We start from the raw sequence: 13,730 nt of genomic DNA, 5'->3' as shown, positions 1-13,730 counted from the left end.
TACCCGCTCAAAGCCTCGATTTGCAGATACTTATTTCTTCATTCCAGATCGCGGTCAAAACGGAACAGCGCCGGAGCCATCAAAGAACGCCCCCGCGTTTCCCGTTGGAACGGCTTTTGATGGCGCGCTTGATGCACTTCAGCAAGCGCTGCTCATCCAGCGGCTTTTCAAGCCACTCCGAGACGCCGAGCGACTGGTTTTCGGCATGCTGCCGGGCCTCTGCAGCGATGACCGACAAGACAAGCACCGGTAGCGTGGCGGTGCGCTTGTTGGCGCGCAGCTCACGAACAACGGTGAGGCCGTTTTCGTAAGGCAGTTTGATATCCACCGTCATGGCGGCATACGTCTCCATCTTGAGATAGTCACGTGCCTGGTCTGCGGTATGCGCCATGTCCGCGTCGTACCCGCCCTTATCCATGATCATGCCGATAAGCTTGGCGACATCCGGGTCGTCCTCGCACACCAGCACGCGGGGACGTGCATACAGCCCCACCGGTGCGGTGACAGGGGGGGCTTCGCGCCATTCGGGCAAATCAAAGTAAAACGTCGTTCCCGCATTGCTCTCGGTCGTGAAACCGATGTTGCCCTCCATGCGCTCAAGAATGGCTTTGGAAATGCTCAGGCCAAGCCCGGTCCCGCCTTTCTGGCGGGTGTCGGAGGAGTCGGCCTGCGAGAACTTCTGGAAGATGCGCTGCCGGAATTCGTCGGGAATCCCGGGGCCCTTATCGGAGATCTCCACCCGGGCGCGACGGCCACGCTTGCGCACAGTCACATCGACCGTCCCCTCCGGAGGAGAAAACTTGATGGCATTGGACAACAGGTTGGTCACCACCTGGATCAACCGGTCGCTGTCAACGCAGACCTGCAGGGAATTTTCGGCCCTATGCAGGGCCAGTTTGACGCCGTGCTGAGCGGCAAAGCCCTCGTTATCTGCCAGGGCCCGCTCCAGCAATGGCTCAAGCTCCTGCGCCTGCAGCTCGAAACGCATCTTCCCTGATTCGATTTTCTCGCTGTCGAGAATGTCATTGATCAGCCGGATCAGCCGCTCGCAATTGCTTTGGGCAATGCCTACGAGGTTTTTGGCTTTTTCCGGAATTTCGCCGGCCACACCGCCCCATACCAGTCCCAATGACCCGCGTATGGACGTCAGCGGCGTGCGCAGCTCATGGCTGACGGTTGAAACAAATTCGGTTTTCATGCGGTCGATACGCTTGAGCTCGGTGACGTCCGTCCCAAGCGAGGAAAACCCGATGACCATGTCCTGCTCGTCGCCTTCACCATATCTGGGGAAGTAGTTCATTACGTACTCGCGGCGGTCGCCGCCGGCTGTCACATATTCGAACTCATGACGCACCGAGTAGCCGGAAAGTGCTTCGCGTACATGTACCCTGACCTGGTCATACAGCTCAGCGCCCAGCACTTCCTGCATCGGCCGGTTCTCGATTTGTTCGGCTTTCAAGCCAAACGCTTCTTCGTAGGCGCGGTTGTGGAACTGAAAGCGTTGCTCCCCGTCGATATAGGCAATCAGGGCCGGGACAGTATCGGTCAGCTGGCGTAATTGCTCTTCGCTGTTGCGAAGGGCCTCGGTGATGCGCACACTCTCGGAGATGTCGTGAATGATGGCCGTGAAAAGCCGCTTTCCGCTCACATTGACATCGCCAAAGGACACGTTGACGGGGAATTCGGTCCCGTCATGGCGCTGGCCCAGGATCTTGACGTCCCACTCCCGGAAGCCGCGCTGGCGGCCGCCCAGCCCGGAGAAAAAGGCACTGAACCCCATGCGGTACCGCGTTGGCAGCAGTATGGTGACCTCCTGGCCAACCAGGTCTTCGAGCCGGTAACCAAAAAGATGACGTGCTGCGCTGTTCGCGTGGACGATCAGGCCTTCCCCCGTTGCCGTGACCAGCCCTTCGGCCATGCTCTCGGTCACGGCCCGGCTCATGGCTTCGCTGTCCAAAAGCTGCGCCTCAGCACGGCGGCGCTTTTCCTGCGTCCGGAGAATCCTCTGGATCGCCCAGCCAAATATGCTGAGCGACAGCAGCCCGCCCATCAGAATCAGCTGCTTGACGGTTTGAGCAGTCTGGCGGGTTTCGGCCTTGGTGTGTTCAAGGGCTGACTCTTCACCCCCCTTGATGCTGCCAACCAGGATTTCGATTTCATCGTGGAGCTGGCGGTTCAGGGGGCCACCCACGATGGCTATAGCGGCTTCCAGACCGGATTGCTGGCGTGCCGTGACGGTCTGTTCCATCAAGCCGACCGTTCGCGTGATCGCATCTTTCAGTGCGAGCCAATCTGCAGCGGAGGTGACAACATCCTGGCTAGGCCGCATGCTTTGGAGCGCCTGCTGGATCTGTGCAAGGGACTGCCGGTAGTCAGCCAGGTCGCTGGAGGCATTGGTCAGCAAATAACGCCGCTGCAGGGATTCCGTCGCCTTGAATCCAGAAACCACGCGCTGGAGAACGAGCGCCTTTTCCCGCGTTTCACTTTCGCTCTGCGCATCGCTGATCAGCGAATTGATGGTGACATAGGATGCCGCAATACTCAGGGCGATCAGGACCATTCCGGCACACAGGGCCACGTTGGTGCTTGAGCGAAAGGGCATTTTCATGGCGCTTGGAGCTTCTTCAGGCCTGTTCGCCGCAAAGGCGCACTATTGGGTGCCCAGCACCGTACGGACGGCCTGAATCAGTGATTCCGTCTCTACAGGCTTGGTGACATACCCGTCGGCTCCGCCCGCCAGGCCCTTCAGCACAGACTCCCGCGTTGCCTTGGCGGTCAGCATGATGACCGGAACATCCTTGAGCACGGGATGGGAGCGAATCCGCAGCAGGATGTCGAAGCCGTCCGCATCAGGAAGCATCACGTCCAGAAGCACCAGATCGGGAATCGGCTGCTTGCGAAACTCCGCCACGATCTCGGCACGGGAACCGGCAGTCCGGACATCAAAGCCTTCGAACGTCAGGTAGCTTTTAAGGAATTTGGCGAGGTGCTCCTCGTCGTCCACGATAACGACTGACAGGCGCTCGCCAGCTGCATGGGAACGGGGTGCTCCGCGTTTGCGCGCAATACGCACGTAGTAATTGGACTTCTTGAGCGTGGCAGCACAGGAGTCGGCTTCTGCGCCCGCCGCTGTCAGTGCCAACGGGCTGAGGTGGAGTTGAAGCGAGGCCGCGAACGGATCGGGCTGAACCATTTCCACGAGCCCCTTGGCATAGAGCAGATCGAGCGTGCCGTCTACTGTGGTACTGCCTGCTTCACCCATGCTCTGCCGAATCTGCGCAACCGTCAGGATGCCATCAAGGCGCACCAGTAATTCAATCTCAGGCTGCGAAATCGAAGTGGCGGCACTGCGCAGTTCCTGTTGACCTTTGGGTGTAACCGCATAAATGTTGTTTGGATGCACTGTGGTTGTCCTTTCGCGGGTAACGGATAACAGTCGTGGCATGAGCCTGAATGCATTCTGATTCTAGTGGCTTGCGATGTAAGGAAACGATACACCTGCAGGTCCGGTCCCTCATGGATCGCCTCGCTAAGAGCCTGCGGCGGCCGGATCCGTCGGTGGTAACCCTGACTGCAGCGCAGCAATCAGCTCGCCCAGAGATGACTCCAGTTTCCCGAGTAAATCGTCCAGGCTCTGGCGCGGCAGGCCCTCATTGATGGCCTGCTCAAGCGCGGCCGCATCCGCCGGCACGCGAATGGCGCCGATCTGGGCCGAAACGCCCCGCAGGGAATGACTGAGCAGTTCGGCATTCTTCAGGTCGCCCGCATCCAGCGCTTCGCGAATATGCCGGGGAGTATCCCGGCGGCCGTCGAGGTAGCGGCGCAGCATCGACAGGTAAAACCCCTTCATGCCCATCGCGCGGGTCAGGCCGACGCTGAGATCCAGGCCGGCAATGCTCTCAGGCAACGTGGCGTCTGCGGCATCCGCCATGGGAATTCCCGTGCCCGGCGTTTTGACGGTATCCCGCGGCGGCGGCTGCAACGTTGGCGGGGTCGCTGTCGCAACAGCCTGCGGCAAGCGCGCCGGTTTCAGCACCGCATAAACCGGAATGGGCTCCGCAAATCCCTTGGCCGTGACAGCAGGCCGCGCTTCGGCCTGGATTTCCGCCTGGACCAGTGCATGGGTTTCGCGGGAGATCAGCATCTGGCCGGGCTCTGCGGCCTGCTCAAGCCGCGCGGCAAGGTTCACCTCCCGGCCAATAATGGTGTAGTCCATGCGCAGCTTGCTGCCGAAATTTCCGACATCGCAAAACCCGGAATGAATGCCGATGCGTATTTCAAACGCCTTGTCGATGCCCATCGCCTTCCACCGCACCTGAAGCTCGTCAAGCCGCACCAGCATGGCCACCGCCATCCGGACGCACTGCACGGCATCCTGCTGCCGGCCAAGGGTGTGCGGGTCCCCGAAAAAAATCACGATGGCATCGCCGATGAATTTGTCCAGCGTGGCGCCATAGTCGGCCGCGATTTGCGACATCTCTTCGAAATAGCTGTTCAGCAGGAACGTGACTTCTTCGGGCTGCCATTTACCGGTCGATTCGGTGAAGTTCTTGATGTCCGAAAAAAACACCGTGAGCCATTTGCGCTGCGTCTCGATTTCAGCCTGGCGCGACCCGTCAAAGAGGGACTGGTAGACCTGCGGTGCCAGGTAACGCGACAGTTGTTCTGACAGGGTCTTCAGGCGCTTGGCATTGGCGCTGCGTTCAAGATGCATCCTGACGCGCGCCAACAGGATGGGCGGGCTGACGGGCTTGGTGATGTAGTCGGTGGCCCCCAGGTCCAGCCCATATTGCTCCTCCTCCACACTGGCAAGCGCCGTCAGGAAGATCACCGGGATATCAGCCGTGCGCGGATCGCCTGCCAGTTGCCGCATCACCTCGTAGCCGTCCATGCCGGGCATCATCACATCCAGCAGGATGATCTCGGGGCGCACACCTGAAGTTGCCGCCTGCAGCCCGGCCTCACCTGACGCTGCGGCAATCACTTCGTACTTGTCCTGCAGCAGCGTCGCGAGGAAATAGCGTATGTCCTCGGTATCGTCCACCACCAGGATGCGCGCCCTCCGCGCGGAGGGCGTCTCGTTAACCGGCGGCTTCACAGGTTCAGTCATGATGCGGCTCTTCCATGAATGCCGGGCCAGTTGCGGCCCTACCGGTTTTCGGGCAGAGAGATATGGGAGACAGGGGTCTGCATCGTTGCAGTCTGCCTTATTTCACCAGCTCCACCCGCATGGCGTCAATCACCGCCCTGTAGTCGGGTTTCCCGAAAATCGCACTGCCCGCGACAAAGGTATCGGCACCGGCCGATGCCACGCGCGCGATATTGTCGGTCTTGATGCCCCCATCGACTTCCAGGCGAATGTCTTTTCCCGAAGCGTCAATGCGTTTTCTCGCATCTTCTATTTTGCGCAGCGCGGAGTCAATAAAGCTTTGTCCGCCAAAGCCCGGATTGACGCTCATGATCAGGATGAGATCAATATCCTCAATCACCCAGTCCAGCACATCCAGCGGAGAAGCCGGGTTGAACACCAGCCCCGCTTTGCAGCCTTTTGCCTTGATGGCCTGCACGCTGCGGTGCACATGGCCCGACGCTTCGGGGTGAAAACTGATGAAGTCGGCACCTGCATCGGCAAAGGCTGCAGCCAGTGCATCGACGGGCTGCACCATCAGGTGGACATCCACCGGCACGGCAGTGCCATCGGCTTTTTTTGCATGAGGCTTGAGCGCCTGGCAAATCATCGGCCCAAAGGTCAGGTTGGGCACATAGTGATTGTCCATGACGTCGAAGTGGATCCAGTCGGCTCCTGCAGCAATCACGGCTTTGATCTCGTCACCCAGCCGGGCAAAGTCGGCGGACAAAATGGAGGGGGCGATCCGGTAAGTGGGCGGCGTGTTTTTAGGCATGGCCGGATTGTCGCAGCAAGCCGCCGCCGCGTCATGCCCGCACGCATGGCAGCCTCCCGGGCGGGCGGTTAACATGGACGCCAACCGTTTACCTGCCATGCCCAAATACCAGTTCTCCTGCGAGGTTGTTCCGCAATACCAGCCTGACCAGTCGGCCCCGGAAGACCACATCTACGGGTTTTCCTACACCGTCACGGTAACCAACACCGGCGACGTGACCGCCCAGCTGATTTCCCGCCACTGGATCATCAGCGACGCCAACGGCCACAACGAGGAGGTCAAAGGGCTTGGCGTTGTGGGTCACCAGCCGCTGCTCAAGCCGGGCGAGTCCTTCCAGTACACCAGCGGATCGCGCCTGCGCACGCCCACCGGCACCATGCACGGTAGCTATTTTTGTGTGGCCGAAGATGGCGAACGTTTTGACGTACCCATTGCCATGTTCGTTCTGGAAGCACACAACGGCAGCGCCCCGCACGGCCGGGTGCTGCACTGAACGGATGGGTTTGACCGGCTGATGAAGGATCTTGCCTCCCTCCTGAAGGCGCTCGACCCCGACGCCGACCTGGCCCAGCGCCATGTCTGGCTGATCAAGCTTTTCGAGTGGATTCGCGGCGACCAGACTTCCGTGCCTGCGGCCGTGTCACGGGTACAGGCGTTGATGGACGCCGTGGAGATGCAGCCCGAAGTGCGCACACGGCTGCAGGCCTGGTGGCAAACGCTGATGCAGACCGTTGACATCACCACCTTGCTGGCCGACTTCGGCTTTGCTCCGCGCACGGCGTTTGTCAGCGAGCTGGCCGAACGCCTGCGTCGCAAGCTGCTGCCCGGAACGCCCGAAACCACCGATGCTTCGGAGCTTTTCCCACTGGTCGCCCCCACACGTTTCGATGCCCAGTGGATGGGCGCACTGGAAGACGCCCAGATCAGCCGCCTCACGCAGCTGTTGTCGGCCAGCCCAAAGCTGGATGCACTGCACTGGCAATACAGCCTGATGGACGCCTTGACGTATTGCACCGCGCAGATTCGCGCCACCGGTTTTGCGCCGGAGCTGCGTCTGCGCATGAACCGCGCCACGCCACATGCCCGGGCCTTCCATGCCTTGCCCGCTGATATTGACGAGCTGCGCAACGCGTTCTTCAAGCCTGACCGGAACGAAGCCCAGCTGCAATCCGCCATCGCACAGTACCGTGAGCGACTGGACGCCTGCCGCCAGGCCGTCAACAGCATTTATGTGCACCTTGAAGACCACGGTATCTCCGTCGGCATGGTGTTTCGCCTGCGCCAGTTGCGCGAACGCATCCTGCGCGTGCGCGAACTGCTGGACGCCCTGCTTTCGCCCAAACCCGGCATGGCTGCGCTGAAACTGCTGACGCGCCGCGTCATCACGGCGCAGGAGAGCAAAAGCATAGGCGCGCTGATCAGCGCCAACTCCACGCTGCTGTCGGCCAAGATGGCTGAGCGCAGCGCGGAGACCGGGGAAACCTACATCACCCGTACCCGCGAGGAATACCGCGAAATGCTGGGCAAGGCCATGGGCGGTGGAGCGATCACCGCTTTCACCACGCTCCTGAAATTCATGGTCGTCGCCGTTGGTCTTTCTGCCTTCTGGGGGGGCTTCTGGTCCAGCGTCGTCTATGCCGGCAGCTTTGTTGTCATCCAGCTGCTGCATTTCACATTGGCCACCAAGCAGCCAGCCATGACCGCACCGGCGATGGCGGCCAAGCTCAAGGACATCGGTTCGGTCGATACGACCGGCCCCATTGAAGCGTTTGTCGACGAGGTGACGCACCTGGTGCGTTCGCAAGTTGCGGCGGTGTGCGGCAATGTATTCATGGTCGTGCCGGCCGTGCTGCTTGTCAACACGCTGATCCAGGTCGTTCTGGGCCGGCCCATGATCAGCATCGCCGACGCGCACCACGTGCTGGAAACCCTCACCGTGATGGGCCCCGCTCTGCTATGGGCCGGGTTCACCGGCGGCATCCTGTTCGCAGCCAGCATGATCGGGGGCTGGACCGAGAACTGGTTTGTACTGCATCATCTTGACTCGGCGATGCGCCACAACCCGCGCATCACTTCCGTGCTGGGCGGCGAGCGCGCTGCGCGATGGTCCGGCTTCATGCGCGACAACATTTCGGGTTTCGCGTCCAACATCGCACTGGGTTTCATGCTCGGCCTCATACCGGCCTTCACCGGTTTTTTCGGGCTTGAACTCCAGGCCCGCCACGTCACCCTGTCAACCGGACAACTGGCGGCGGCCGGCGCCTCTCTCGGGCTCGAAGCATTCCGGCACTGGCAAATCTGGTCCTGCATTCTTGCCATTCCCCTGATAGGCGCGCTCAACCTCGGCGTGAGTTTTTACCTGGCGTTTCGCCTGGCCCTGCAGGCGCACAACGTGAGCAACCTGGACCGGGCCCGCATACGCATCGCCATCTGGGCACGCCTGCGCAGCCATCCGCGCAGCTTCTTTATGCCCTAAAAGCTGGCTCCCCCTGTCCAGGCTCACTGCGTGTAGCCTGTTCTCCCCTCAAGGGGACGGCGCCTGCAGGCCGGCAAAGCCGGACCTGCGGCCCCTACTGACTTGGAACTGGGCGCACTGCTGAAGCCGGGGCTCTTCAACCAAGCAGGGGCCGCGGAACCGGCTTTGCCGGGCCGCAGGCGCAGCGGCCCCCTCGGGGGGCAGGGAGCGACACGCAGTGCGCGACCGTGGGGGCCACATTCAGGCCTTGTCCTACAGCCCCCGCCGCGAGGCGCCTGTAAATTAATGCAACGTTTCTTTTCAGGAACACCACCGGGCTTCATGCCGCCAAGGCTGGCCACTCAACGCGCAACATGCTGCAGACACAGGGCATGCTTGTAGAAGAAGTCCTGACGACAGTGGAGACCACCCCGTATGAACGAAATCCTGGCCATATGGGCTGAATGGATCAAGCCGTCGGCAGGTTTGCCGACCGTGCAATGGTCCATCCTGCTGGCGGTAGCCGCCGCCGCCGGCCACCTCGCCAACCGCTACACCGGCCTGCCCAAGGTCATCGGCTATTCACTCGTCGGCGGCCTGGCCGGCCTGGCCGGTTTTACCGGCGCCGTGTGGCCATTGCAGGGCACCGGGCTTTTCCTGCTGGAGCTCGGCGTTGCCGTGGTGCTGTTTGAAGCGGGCGGGCGCATTCCGCTGCGCTGGTTTCGCCACAACCCCATGGTGCTGGTGCAAAGCCTGGCTGAATCTGCCCTCACCTATGTTTTTGTCCACTGGGCCCTGAGCAAGCTGGGCGTACGCGAGATCGTTGCGGAGTCGCTCGCGCTGCTGGCCATGGCCGCATCACCGGCCGTTCTCTCGCGTGTGGCGATCGACACAGGTGCCGCCGGACCGGTGACGGAACGTGCCCTGGTGCTGTCAACGCTGGGCACGCTGTATGCCCTCACGCTGTGCAGCGCCCGCGCCGGCCTGATGCCGCGGGGCGAAGCCGCGCTGTCAAGCCCGCTCTATGCGGTGCTGGTGGTGCTGGGCCTGTCTGTCGTGGTCGGCGCTGTGCTCGCCCTCACATTGCGCATCGCGTTGCGGGTGATGAGCCCCACCAGCGAAAACACCGCCATCCTGCTGCTGGCACTGATCGCCACTGGCGCGGCGCTTGCAGCCCACTTCGGCGGCTCGGCGCCGCTGGCGGCCCTGCTGGGCGGCATGCTGCTCAAGCAACTGAACCCGCGCCCCTGGTCATGGCCGCGGCAGATGGGAACGGCCTCGTCGATGCTGACCATGTTGATGTTTGTGCTGGTCTCCGTGGTCGCCGCGCAAGCAGACTGGAGCGGGCCTGTTGCCGGGCTCGTCATCGGTATGGTCGTGGCCCGCATGATTGCCAAGATTGCCGGTGTCGCCATCGGCAACGTGGGCAGCGGCGCCAGCTGGAAGCAGGCCCTCTGGGTCGGCTGCGCGATGTCGCCGATGTCATCGGTGGCGCTACTGCTGGTCTCACAGTTTGCGGCAGCCTCGGGCGCCACAGGGCGCCAGATTGCCAGCGTGGCCCTGCCTGCAATCTTGCTGATGGAAGTGCTGGGTGCCGTGCTCGCCACCGTGGCCATCTACCGCTCGGGCGAAAGCTCCAAACCCTGGGCACCGCTCACACGCAGCCCTTCAACAGGACCTGTTCATGAGTCTTGAGCCTTTCCAGAAATCCGCGGCCCTCTCGCTGGGTGTCGAGCTTGAACTGCAGCTCGTCAATACCCACGACTACGACCTCGCGCCGTATGCCGAAGACATGCTGCGCCTGATGGCCAAAATTCCGCTGCCCGGCGCCGTGGTGCCGGAGATGACGTCCAGCATGATCGAAATCTCGACCGGCGTGTGCCATAACGCCTCGGAGGTACTGGGCCAGCTTTCGCAGATTCGCGACGCGCTCGTCAAGAGCGCCGACAAGCTCAACATTGCGGTGGTCGGCGGCGGCACGCATCCGTTCCAGCAATGGCACGAGCGCCGCATTTACGACAAACCGCGCTTTCGCGAACTGTCGGAGCTGTACGGCTACCTTTCCAAGCAGTTCACGATCTTCGGCCAGCACGTGCACGTGGGCTGCCCCGACGCCGACAGTGCCTTGCTGACGCTGCACCGCATGTCGCGTTACATCCCGCACTTCATCGCCCTGTCGGCGTCTTCACCCTATGTGCAGGGACAAGACACGGCGTTTGATTCGGCGCGGCTCAACTCCGTGTTTGCCTTTCCGCTGTCGGGCCGTGCGCCGTTTGCCCTGACATGGGACGACTTCACCGTCTACTTCGACAAGATGACGCGCACAGGCGTGGTCAAGAGCATGAAGGACTTTTACTGGGACATCCGCCCCAAGCCGGAGTTCGGCACCATCGAGATCCGCGTGTTCGACACGCCACTCACGGTGGAGCGTGCCACCGCCCTGGCCGGTTTTGTGCAGTCGCTGGCCTCCTGGTTCATGCACGAACAACCCTTCATGCCGACCGAAGACGACTACCTGGTCTACACCTATAACCGCTTCCAGGCCTGCCGCTTCGGGCTGGACGCGGTCTATGTCGACCCGGCCACCGGCGGCCACATGCCGCTGCGCGAGCACATCCTGCTGACCATGGCGCAGATTGAACGCCATGCCACCGGCATGGGCGCCGGTGCATCGCTGCACCTGCTGCGCAACAGCGTGGAACGTGCCGACAACGACGCCCGCTGGCTGCGTGAGAAGCAGGGCGAGGAGCACCTGCTGGCCGAAGTCATACGCCAGGCGGCCGACCGTTTCCGCGGTGGCGTCACGCACCAGCAGCATCCCTGATCCGGCTTTTCCGGATGCCCTCGGCTCCTGGAACCTGTTCACGGGCCTGTATGCTCGCTGTATGGGTGAATTTGACCTGATCGCACGCTATTTCACGCGCCCCGCCAGCCGGGCCGTCCTGGGTGTCGGTGACGACTGCGCATTGCTGCAGCCCGCGCCCGGCACACAGCTGGCCATCTCCAGCGACATGCTGGTCGAGGGGCGGCATTTCTTTGCGGAGGTGGATCCTTTTACGCTGGGCCACAAGGCCTTGGCCGTCAATCTCAGCGACCTGGCCGCCAGCGGCGCCCAGCCCCTGGCATTCACACTGGCCCTGGCCTTGCCCCGTATCGACGAGGCCTGGCTGGCCGCGTTTTCGCAGGGCTTGCTGGCGCTGGCCGACGCGCACGGCTGTGAACTGGTGGGCGGCGACACCACCCAGGGTCCGCTCAACATCTGCATCACGGTGTTTGGCGAAGTGCCTGTGGTCGGCGGCAAGAGCCAGGCGTTGCTGCGCTCCGGCGCAAAGCCCGGCGACGACATCTATGTCAGCGGCACGCTGGGTGACGCCCGGCTCGCACTGGAGGCGCTGCGCGGCGCCCTGGCCCTGCCTCCAGGCGTCCTTGCACAGACCCGGCAGAGGCTCGAACAACCCACGCCGCGCGTCGCCCTCGGCCTGGCCCTGCGGGGTATTGCTTCTGCCGCCATCGACGTGAGCGACGGCCTGCTGGGTGACCTGCAACACATCCTCAAGGCATCCGGCGCCGGCGCTACCATCGACACCTCGCCTACTATTAATTTGATAGCTGCCCGCGCCCGTCCTGATTGGACCGAAGGCACAATTCCCCATGAAAAGCAGCTGGAATGCGTACTGGCCGGCGGGGATGACTATGAGCTCGCCTTCACCGCGCCGCCCTCCGCGCGTGAGGCCGTGCGGGCAGCTTCACGGCTTGCCGCAACGCCCGTCACCCGCATCGGGCAAATCGACTCCCAGCCGGGCCTTCGCCTGATCGACGCACAGGGAAAAGCTGTTTCGCAGCAGTTTTCCTCGTTTGATCACTTTGCCCGGAAGTAAGAAGCGTCGGAAGAAAGCGTCTGCGCCTTTACTTCGCGTCCACCAGGGTGCGAATGTCCAGCAAGGTCAGCTCATTGGCATCCGGCTTGCCGATTTCACGGCCTGACGAATACGGGAAATTGTTGTCGTTGACCAGCACGATGTGCGTGGCGTCAACAATCGCCAGCCCTTCAGGGCCCAGGTGCGGCAATGAAAACACCGCTTCATTGGGCTCCAGCCTGGCCAGCCGCTGCGGATTGGCGATGCGGGTCAGGTCGACATAGGCCACCTTGCGCACAAAGCCGTCCGCATCGCTTGCCGCCAGGTCGATCTTGTAGACACGCTTGAAACGCGCGGGCCGGGTGAAGCAGTCGGTGCGCGCTTCGCCTGGGCACGCCGGCGACTGGCCTTCGGTGCTGTCGTCGCGTTCAATCACCAGACCGGTCGTGGCGTCCAGCAACTGGAAGTCGGCGGCGACGTTGCCCACTTCTTCCAGCAGGTACTTCCACTGCTTGCCGGTGAAACTGCGCGAGGCTGCATCCACCTCATTGATGCGTACATAGGTTTTGTCGCCTGCCTTTTCCACGCTTTTGGCGGCGGTATCGAACAGCGGGCCTTCAAACATCGGGTACAGCTTGCTGCCGTCGGGCGATCGGGCCATGGCTTCAAACCCGTTGGAACGGCGCACCTCAAACAGGGCCTCGCCCGGCAGGTTGGGCAAACGGCCCTGCATGTAGTGATCGGGCGATGCCAGCAGCTTGCCGTTGATGACCGTCTCGGTCACGCCCAGCACGCGGCCCTGAAAGTCCGTGCGCAAGAGGTAGGGACCATACTCGTCGCCGATCCACCATTCGTTGCCCACCACCTGGATGGACTCGGGATCGAAATCGATGCCGGTGAGATAACGGCGCTGGCTGTTTTCGTTCTGGATGTGAAAAGGCACACGCTTGTCGGGATCGCTCAGGAAGACGGTGCTGCGCCGCCGGACCTGGCCTTTGGCCCAGTCCACCGACAACCGGTGCACCATCAGCAGCGCGTCCTGCGAATTGACCTTGTTGCCAAAACCGTTGTCGGTCAGCGCCAGGAAGTCACCTTTGCCCAGGGACACAATACCCGAAAACCCCTGCACCGACTGCCCCTTCATGGGCAGGGTGCCGCCGGAAGCACGCGGGTATTTGGGGTCGCCCACAAAAGTGTTGGCGCTTTCGCTGCCCAGCCGCTCATTGCGCTGACGTTTTGCATTGGCAAATTTCCCCGCCGTGGCGAAAAAAGGACCTGCATCGCGAGGCGCTGCCACGGCCGTGGTGGCACTCAGGGCTGCATGGCCGGCAAGAACCGCCTCCACCGCCGGGGCCGCCTGTGTCTGCGCGCGCCCGGCACCTGAAGCCAGGCACAACGCGCAAGCCGCCGCCAGGGTCAATCCATTCATCTTTGTCAAAACCGACATGCTCATCCTCCGTATTGAAGCGGTGGACTTTGACGCCTTTCTGTGAAGCGGCTGTGACAGGCGGGTGC

At 62.2% G+C, this 13,730-nt stretch carries 10 protein-coding genes; 5 read left to right on the top strand and 5 right to left on the bottom strand.

All coding sequences use genetic code 11. The features are described from left to right. Positions 1-79: 79 nt before the first annotated feature. The 4 genes from AC1D1J_RS21750 to rpe all read right to left on the bottom strand — a co-directional run bounded on the left by AC1D1J_RS21750 (position 80) and on the right by rpe (position 5,903). On the bottom strand, positions 80-2,608 hold the full coding sequence (locus tag AC1D1J_RS21750) for a PAS domain S-box protein (protein WP_477695835.1): 2,529 nt from the start codon (positions 2,606-2,608) through the stop codon (positions 80-82). Between the two features lie 42 nt (positions 2,609-2,650). Continuing rightward, the gene (locus AC1D1J_RS21745) at positions 2,651-3,403 is read right to left on the bottom strand and encodes a response regulator transcription factor (RefSeq protein WP_477695834.1); all 753 of its coding nucleotides are present in this window, start codon (positions 3,401-3,403) and stop codon (positions 2,651-2,653) included. Between the two features lie 126 nt (positions 3,404-3,529). Beyond that, positions 3,530-5,110 carry an adenylate/guanylate cyclase domain-containing protein gene (locus tag AC1D1J_RS21740; protein WP_477687425.1) on the bottom strand — a complete coding sequence of 527 codons (1,581 nt, stop codon included), beginning with the start codon at positions 5,108-5,110 and terminating at the stop codon, positions 3,530-3,532. Between the two features lie 97 nt (positions 5,111-5,207). Continuing rightward, positions 5,208-5,903 carry a ribulose-phosphate 3-epimerase gene (gene rpe / locus AC1D1J_RS21735; protein WP_457282302.1) on the bottom strand — a complete coding sequence of 232 codons (696 nt, stop codon included), beginning with the start codon at positions 5,901-5,903 and terminating at the stop codon, positions 5,208-5,210. Between the two features lie 97 nt (positions 5,904-6,000). Between rpe and apaG the strand changes: the two genes are divergently transcribed. From apaG to thiL, 5 genes are all read left to right on the top strand, one after another. Further along, positions 6,001-6,396: a Co2+/Mg2+ efflux protein ApaG gene (gene apaG, locus AC1D1J_RS21730; protein ID WP_457282449.1), complete on the top strand. Its 396-nt coding sequence runs from the start codon at positions 6,001-6,003 to the stop codon at positions 6,394-6,396. Between the two features lie 21 nt (positions 6,397-6,417). Further along, positions 6,418-8,379 carry a site-specific recombinase gene (locus AC1D1J_RS21725; RefSeq protein WP_477687426.1) on the top strand — a complete coding sequence of 654 codons (1,962 nt, stop codon included), beginning with the start codon at positions 6,418-6,420 and terminating at the stop codon, positions 8,377-8,379. A 414-nt stretch (positions 8,380-8,793) separates the two neighbouring features. Beyond that, positions 8,794-10,053, top strand: a complete 1,260-nt coding sequence (locus tag AC1D1J_RS21720) for a cation:proton antiporter (protein WP_477687427.1) — start codon at positions 8,794-8,796, stop codon at positions 10,051-10,053. Then, on the top strand, positions 10,043-11,182 hold the full coding sequence (locus tag AC1D1J_RS21715; RefSeq protein WP_477687428.1) for a YbdK family carboxylate-amine ligase: 1,140 nt from the start codon (positions 10,043-10,045) through the stop codon (positions 11,180-11,182). The genes AC1D1J_RS21720 and AC1D1J_RS21715 overlap by 11 nt, the downstream gene beginning before the upstream one ends. A gap of 61 nt (positions 11,183-11,243) precedes the next feature. Next, positions 11,244-12,236: a thiamine-phosphate kinase gene (thiL, locus tag AC1D1J_RS21710; protein ID WP_477695833.1), complete on the top strand. Its 993-nt coding sequence runs from the start codon at positions 11,244-11,246 to the stop codon at positions 12,234-12,236. A 28-nt stretch (positions 12,237-12,264) separates the two neighbouring features. Here the strand turns inward: thiL and AC1D1J_RS21705 are convergent, their stop codons facing one another. Continuing rightward, positions 12,265-13,662 carry an esterase-like activity of phytase family protein gene (locus tag AC1D1J_RS21705; protein ID WP_477687430.1) on the bottom strand — a complete coding sequence of 466 codons (1,398 nt, stop codon included), beginning with the start codon at positions 13,660-13,662 and terminating at the stop codon, positions 12,265-12,267. Positions 13,663-13,730: the final 68 nt, after the last annotated feature.

This window comes from Polaromonas sp. P1_F8, from assembly GCF_056405635.1.
Note: the sequence above shows the minus strand (reverse complement) of the source record. Positions and strands in the feature narration are given on the sequence as shown.

Coding starts and splice junctions, on each gene's coding strand:
- rpe (WP_457282302.1), bottom strand. CDS start 5,903: ATGCCTAAAAACACGCCGCCCACTTACCGGATCGCCCCCTCCATTTTG.
- thiL (WP_477695833.1), top strand. CDS start 11,244: ATGGGTGAATTTGACCTGATCGCACGCTATTTCACGCGCCCCGCCAGC.
- AC1D1J_RS21750 (WP_477695835.1), bottom strand. CDS start 2,608: ATGAAAATGCCCTTTCGCTCAAGCACCAACGTGGCCCTGTGTGCCGGA.
- AC1D1J_RS21725 (WP_477687426.1), top strand. CDS start 6,418: ATGAAGGATCTTGCCTCCCTCCTGAAGGCGCTCGACCCCGACGCCGAC.
- AC1D1J_RS21740 (WP_477687425.1), bottom strand. CDS start 5,110: ATGACTGAACCTGTGAAGCCGCCGGTTAACGAGACGCCCTCCGCGCGG.
- apaG (WP_457282449.1), top strand. CDS start 6,001: ATGCCCAAATACCAGTTCTCCTGCGAGGTTGTTCCGCAATACCAGCCT.
- AC1D1J_RS21715 (WP_477687428.1), top strand. CDS start 10,043: ATGAGTCTTGAGCCTTTCCAGAAATCCGCGGCCCTCTCGCTGGGTGTC.
- AC1D1J_RS21720 (WP_477687427.1), top strand. CDS start 8,794: ATGAACGAAATCCTGGCCATATGGGCTGAATGGATCAAGCCGTCGGCA.
- AC1D1J_RS21705 (WP_477687430.1), bottom strand. CDS start 13,662: ATGTCGGTTTTGACAAAGATGAATGGATTGACCCTGGCGGCGGCTTGC.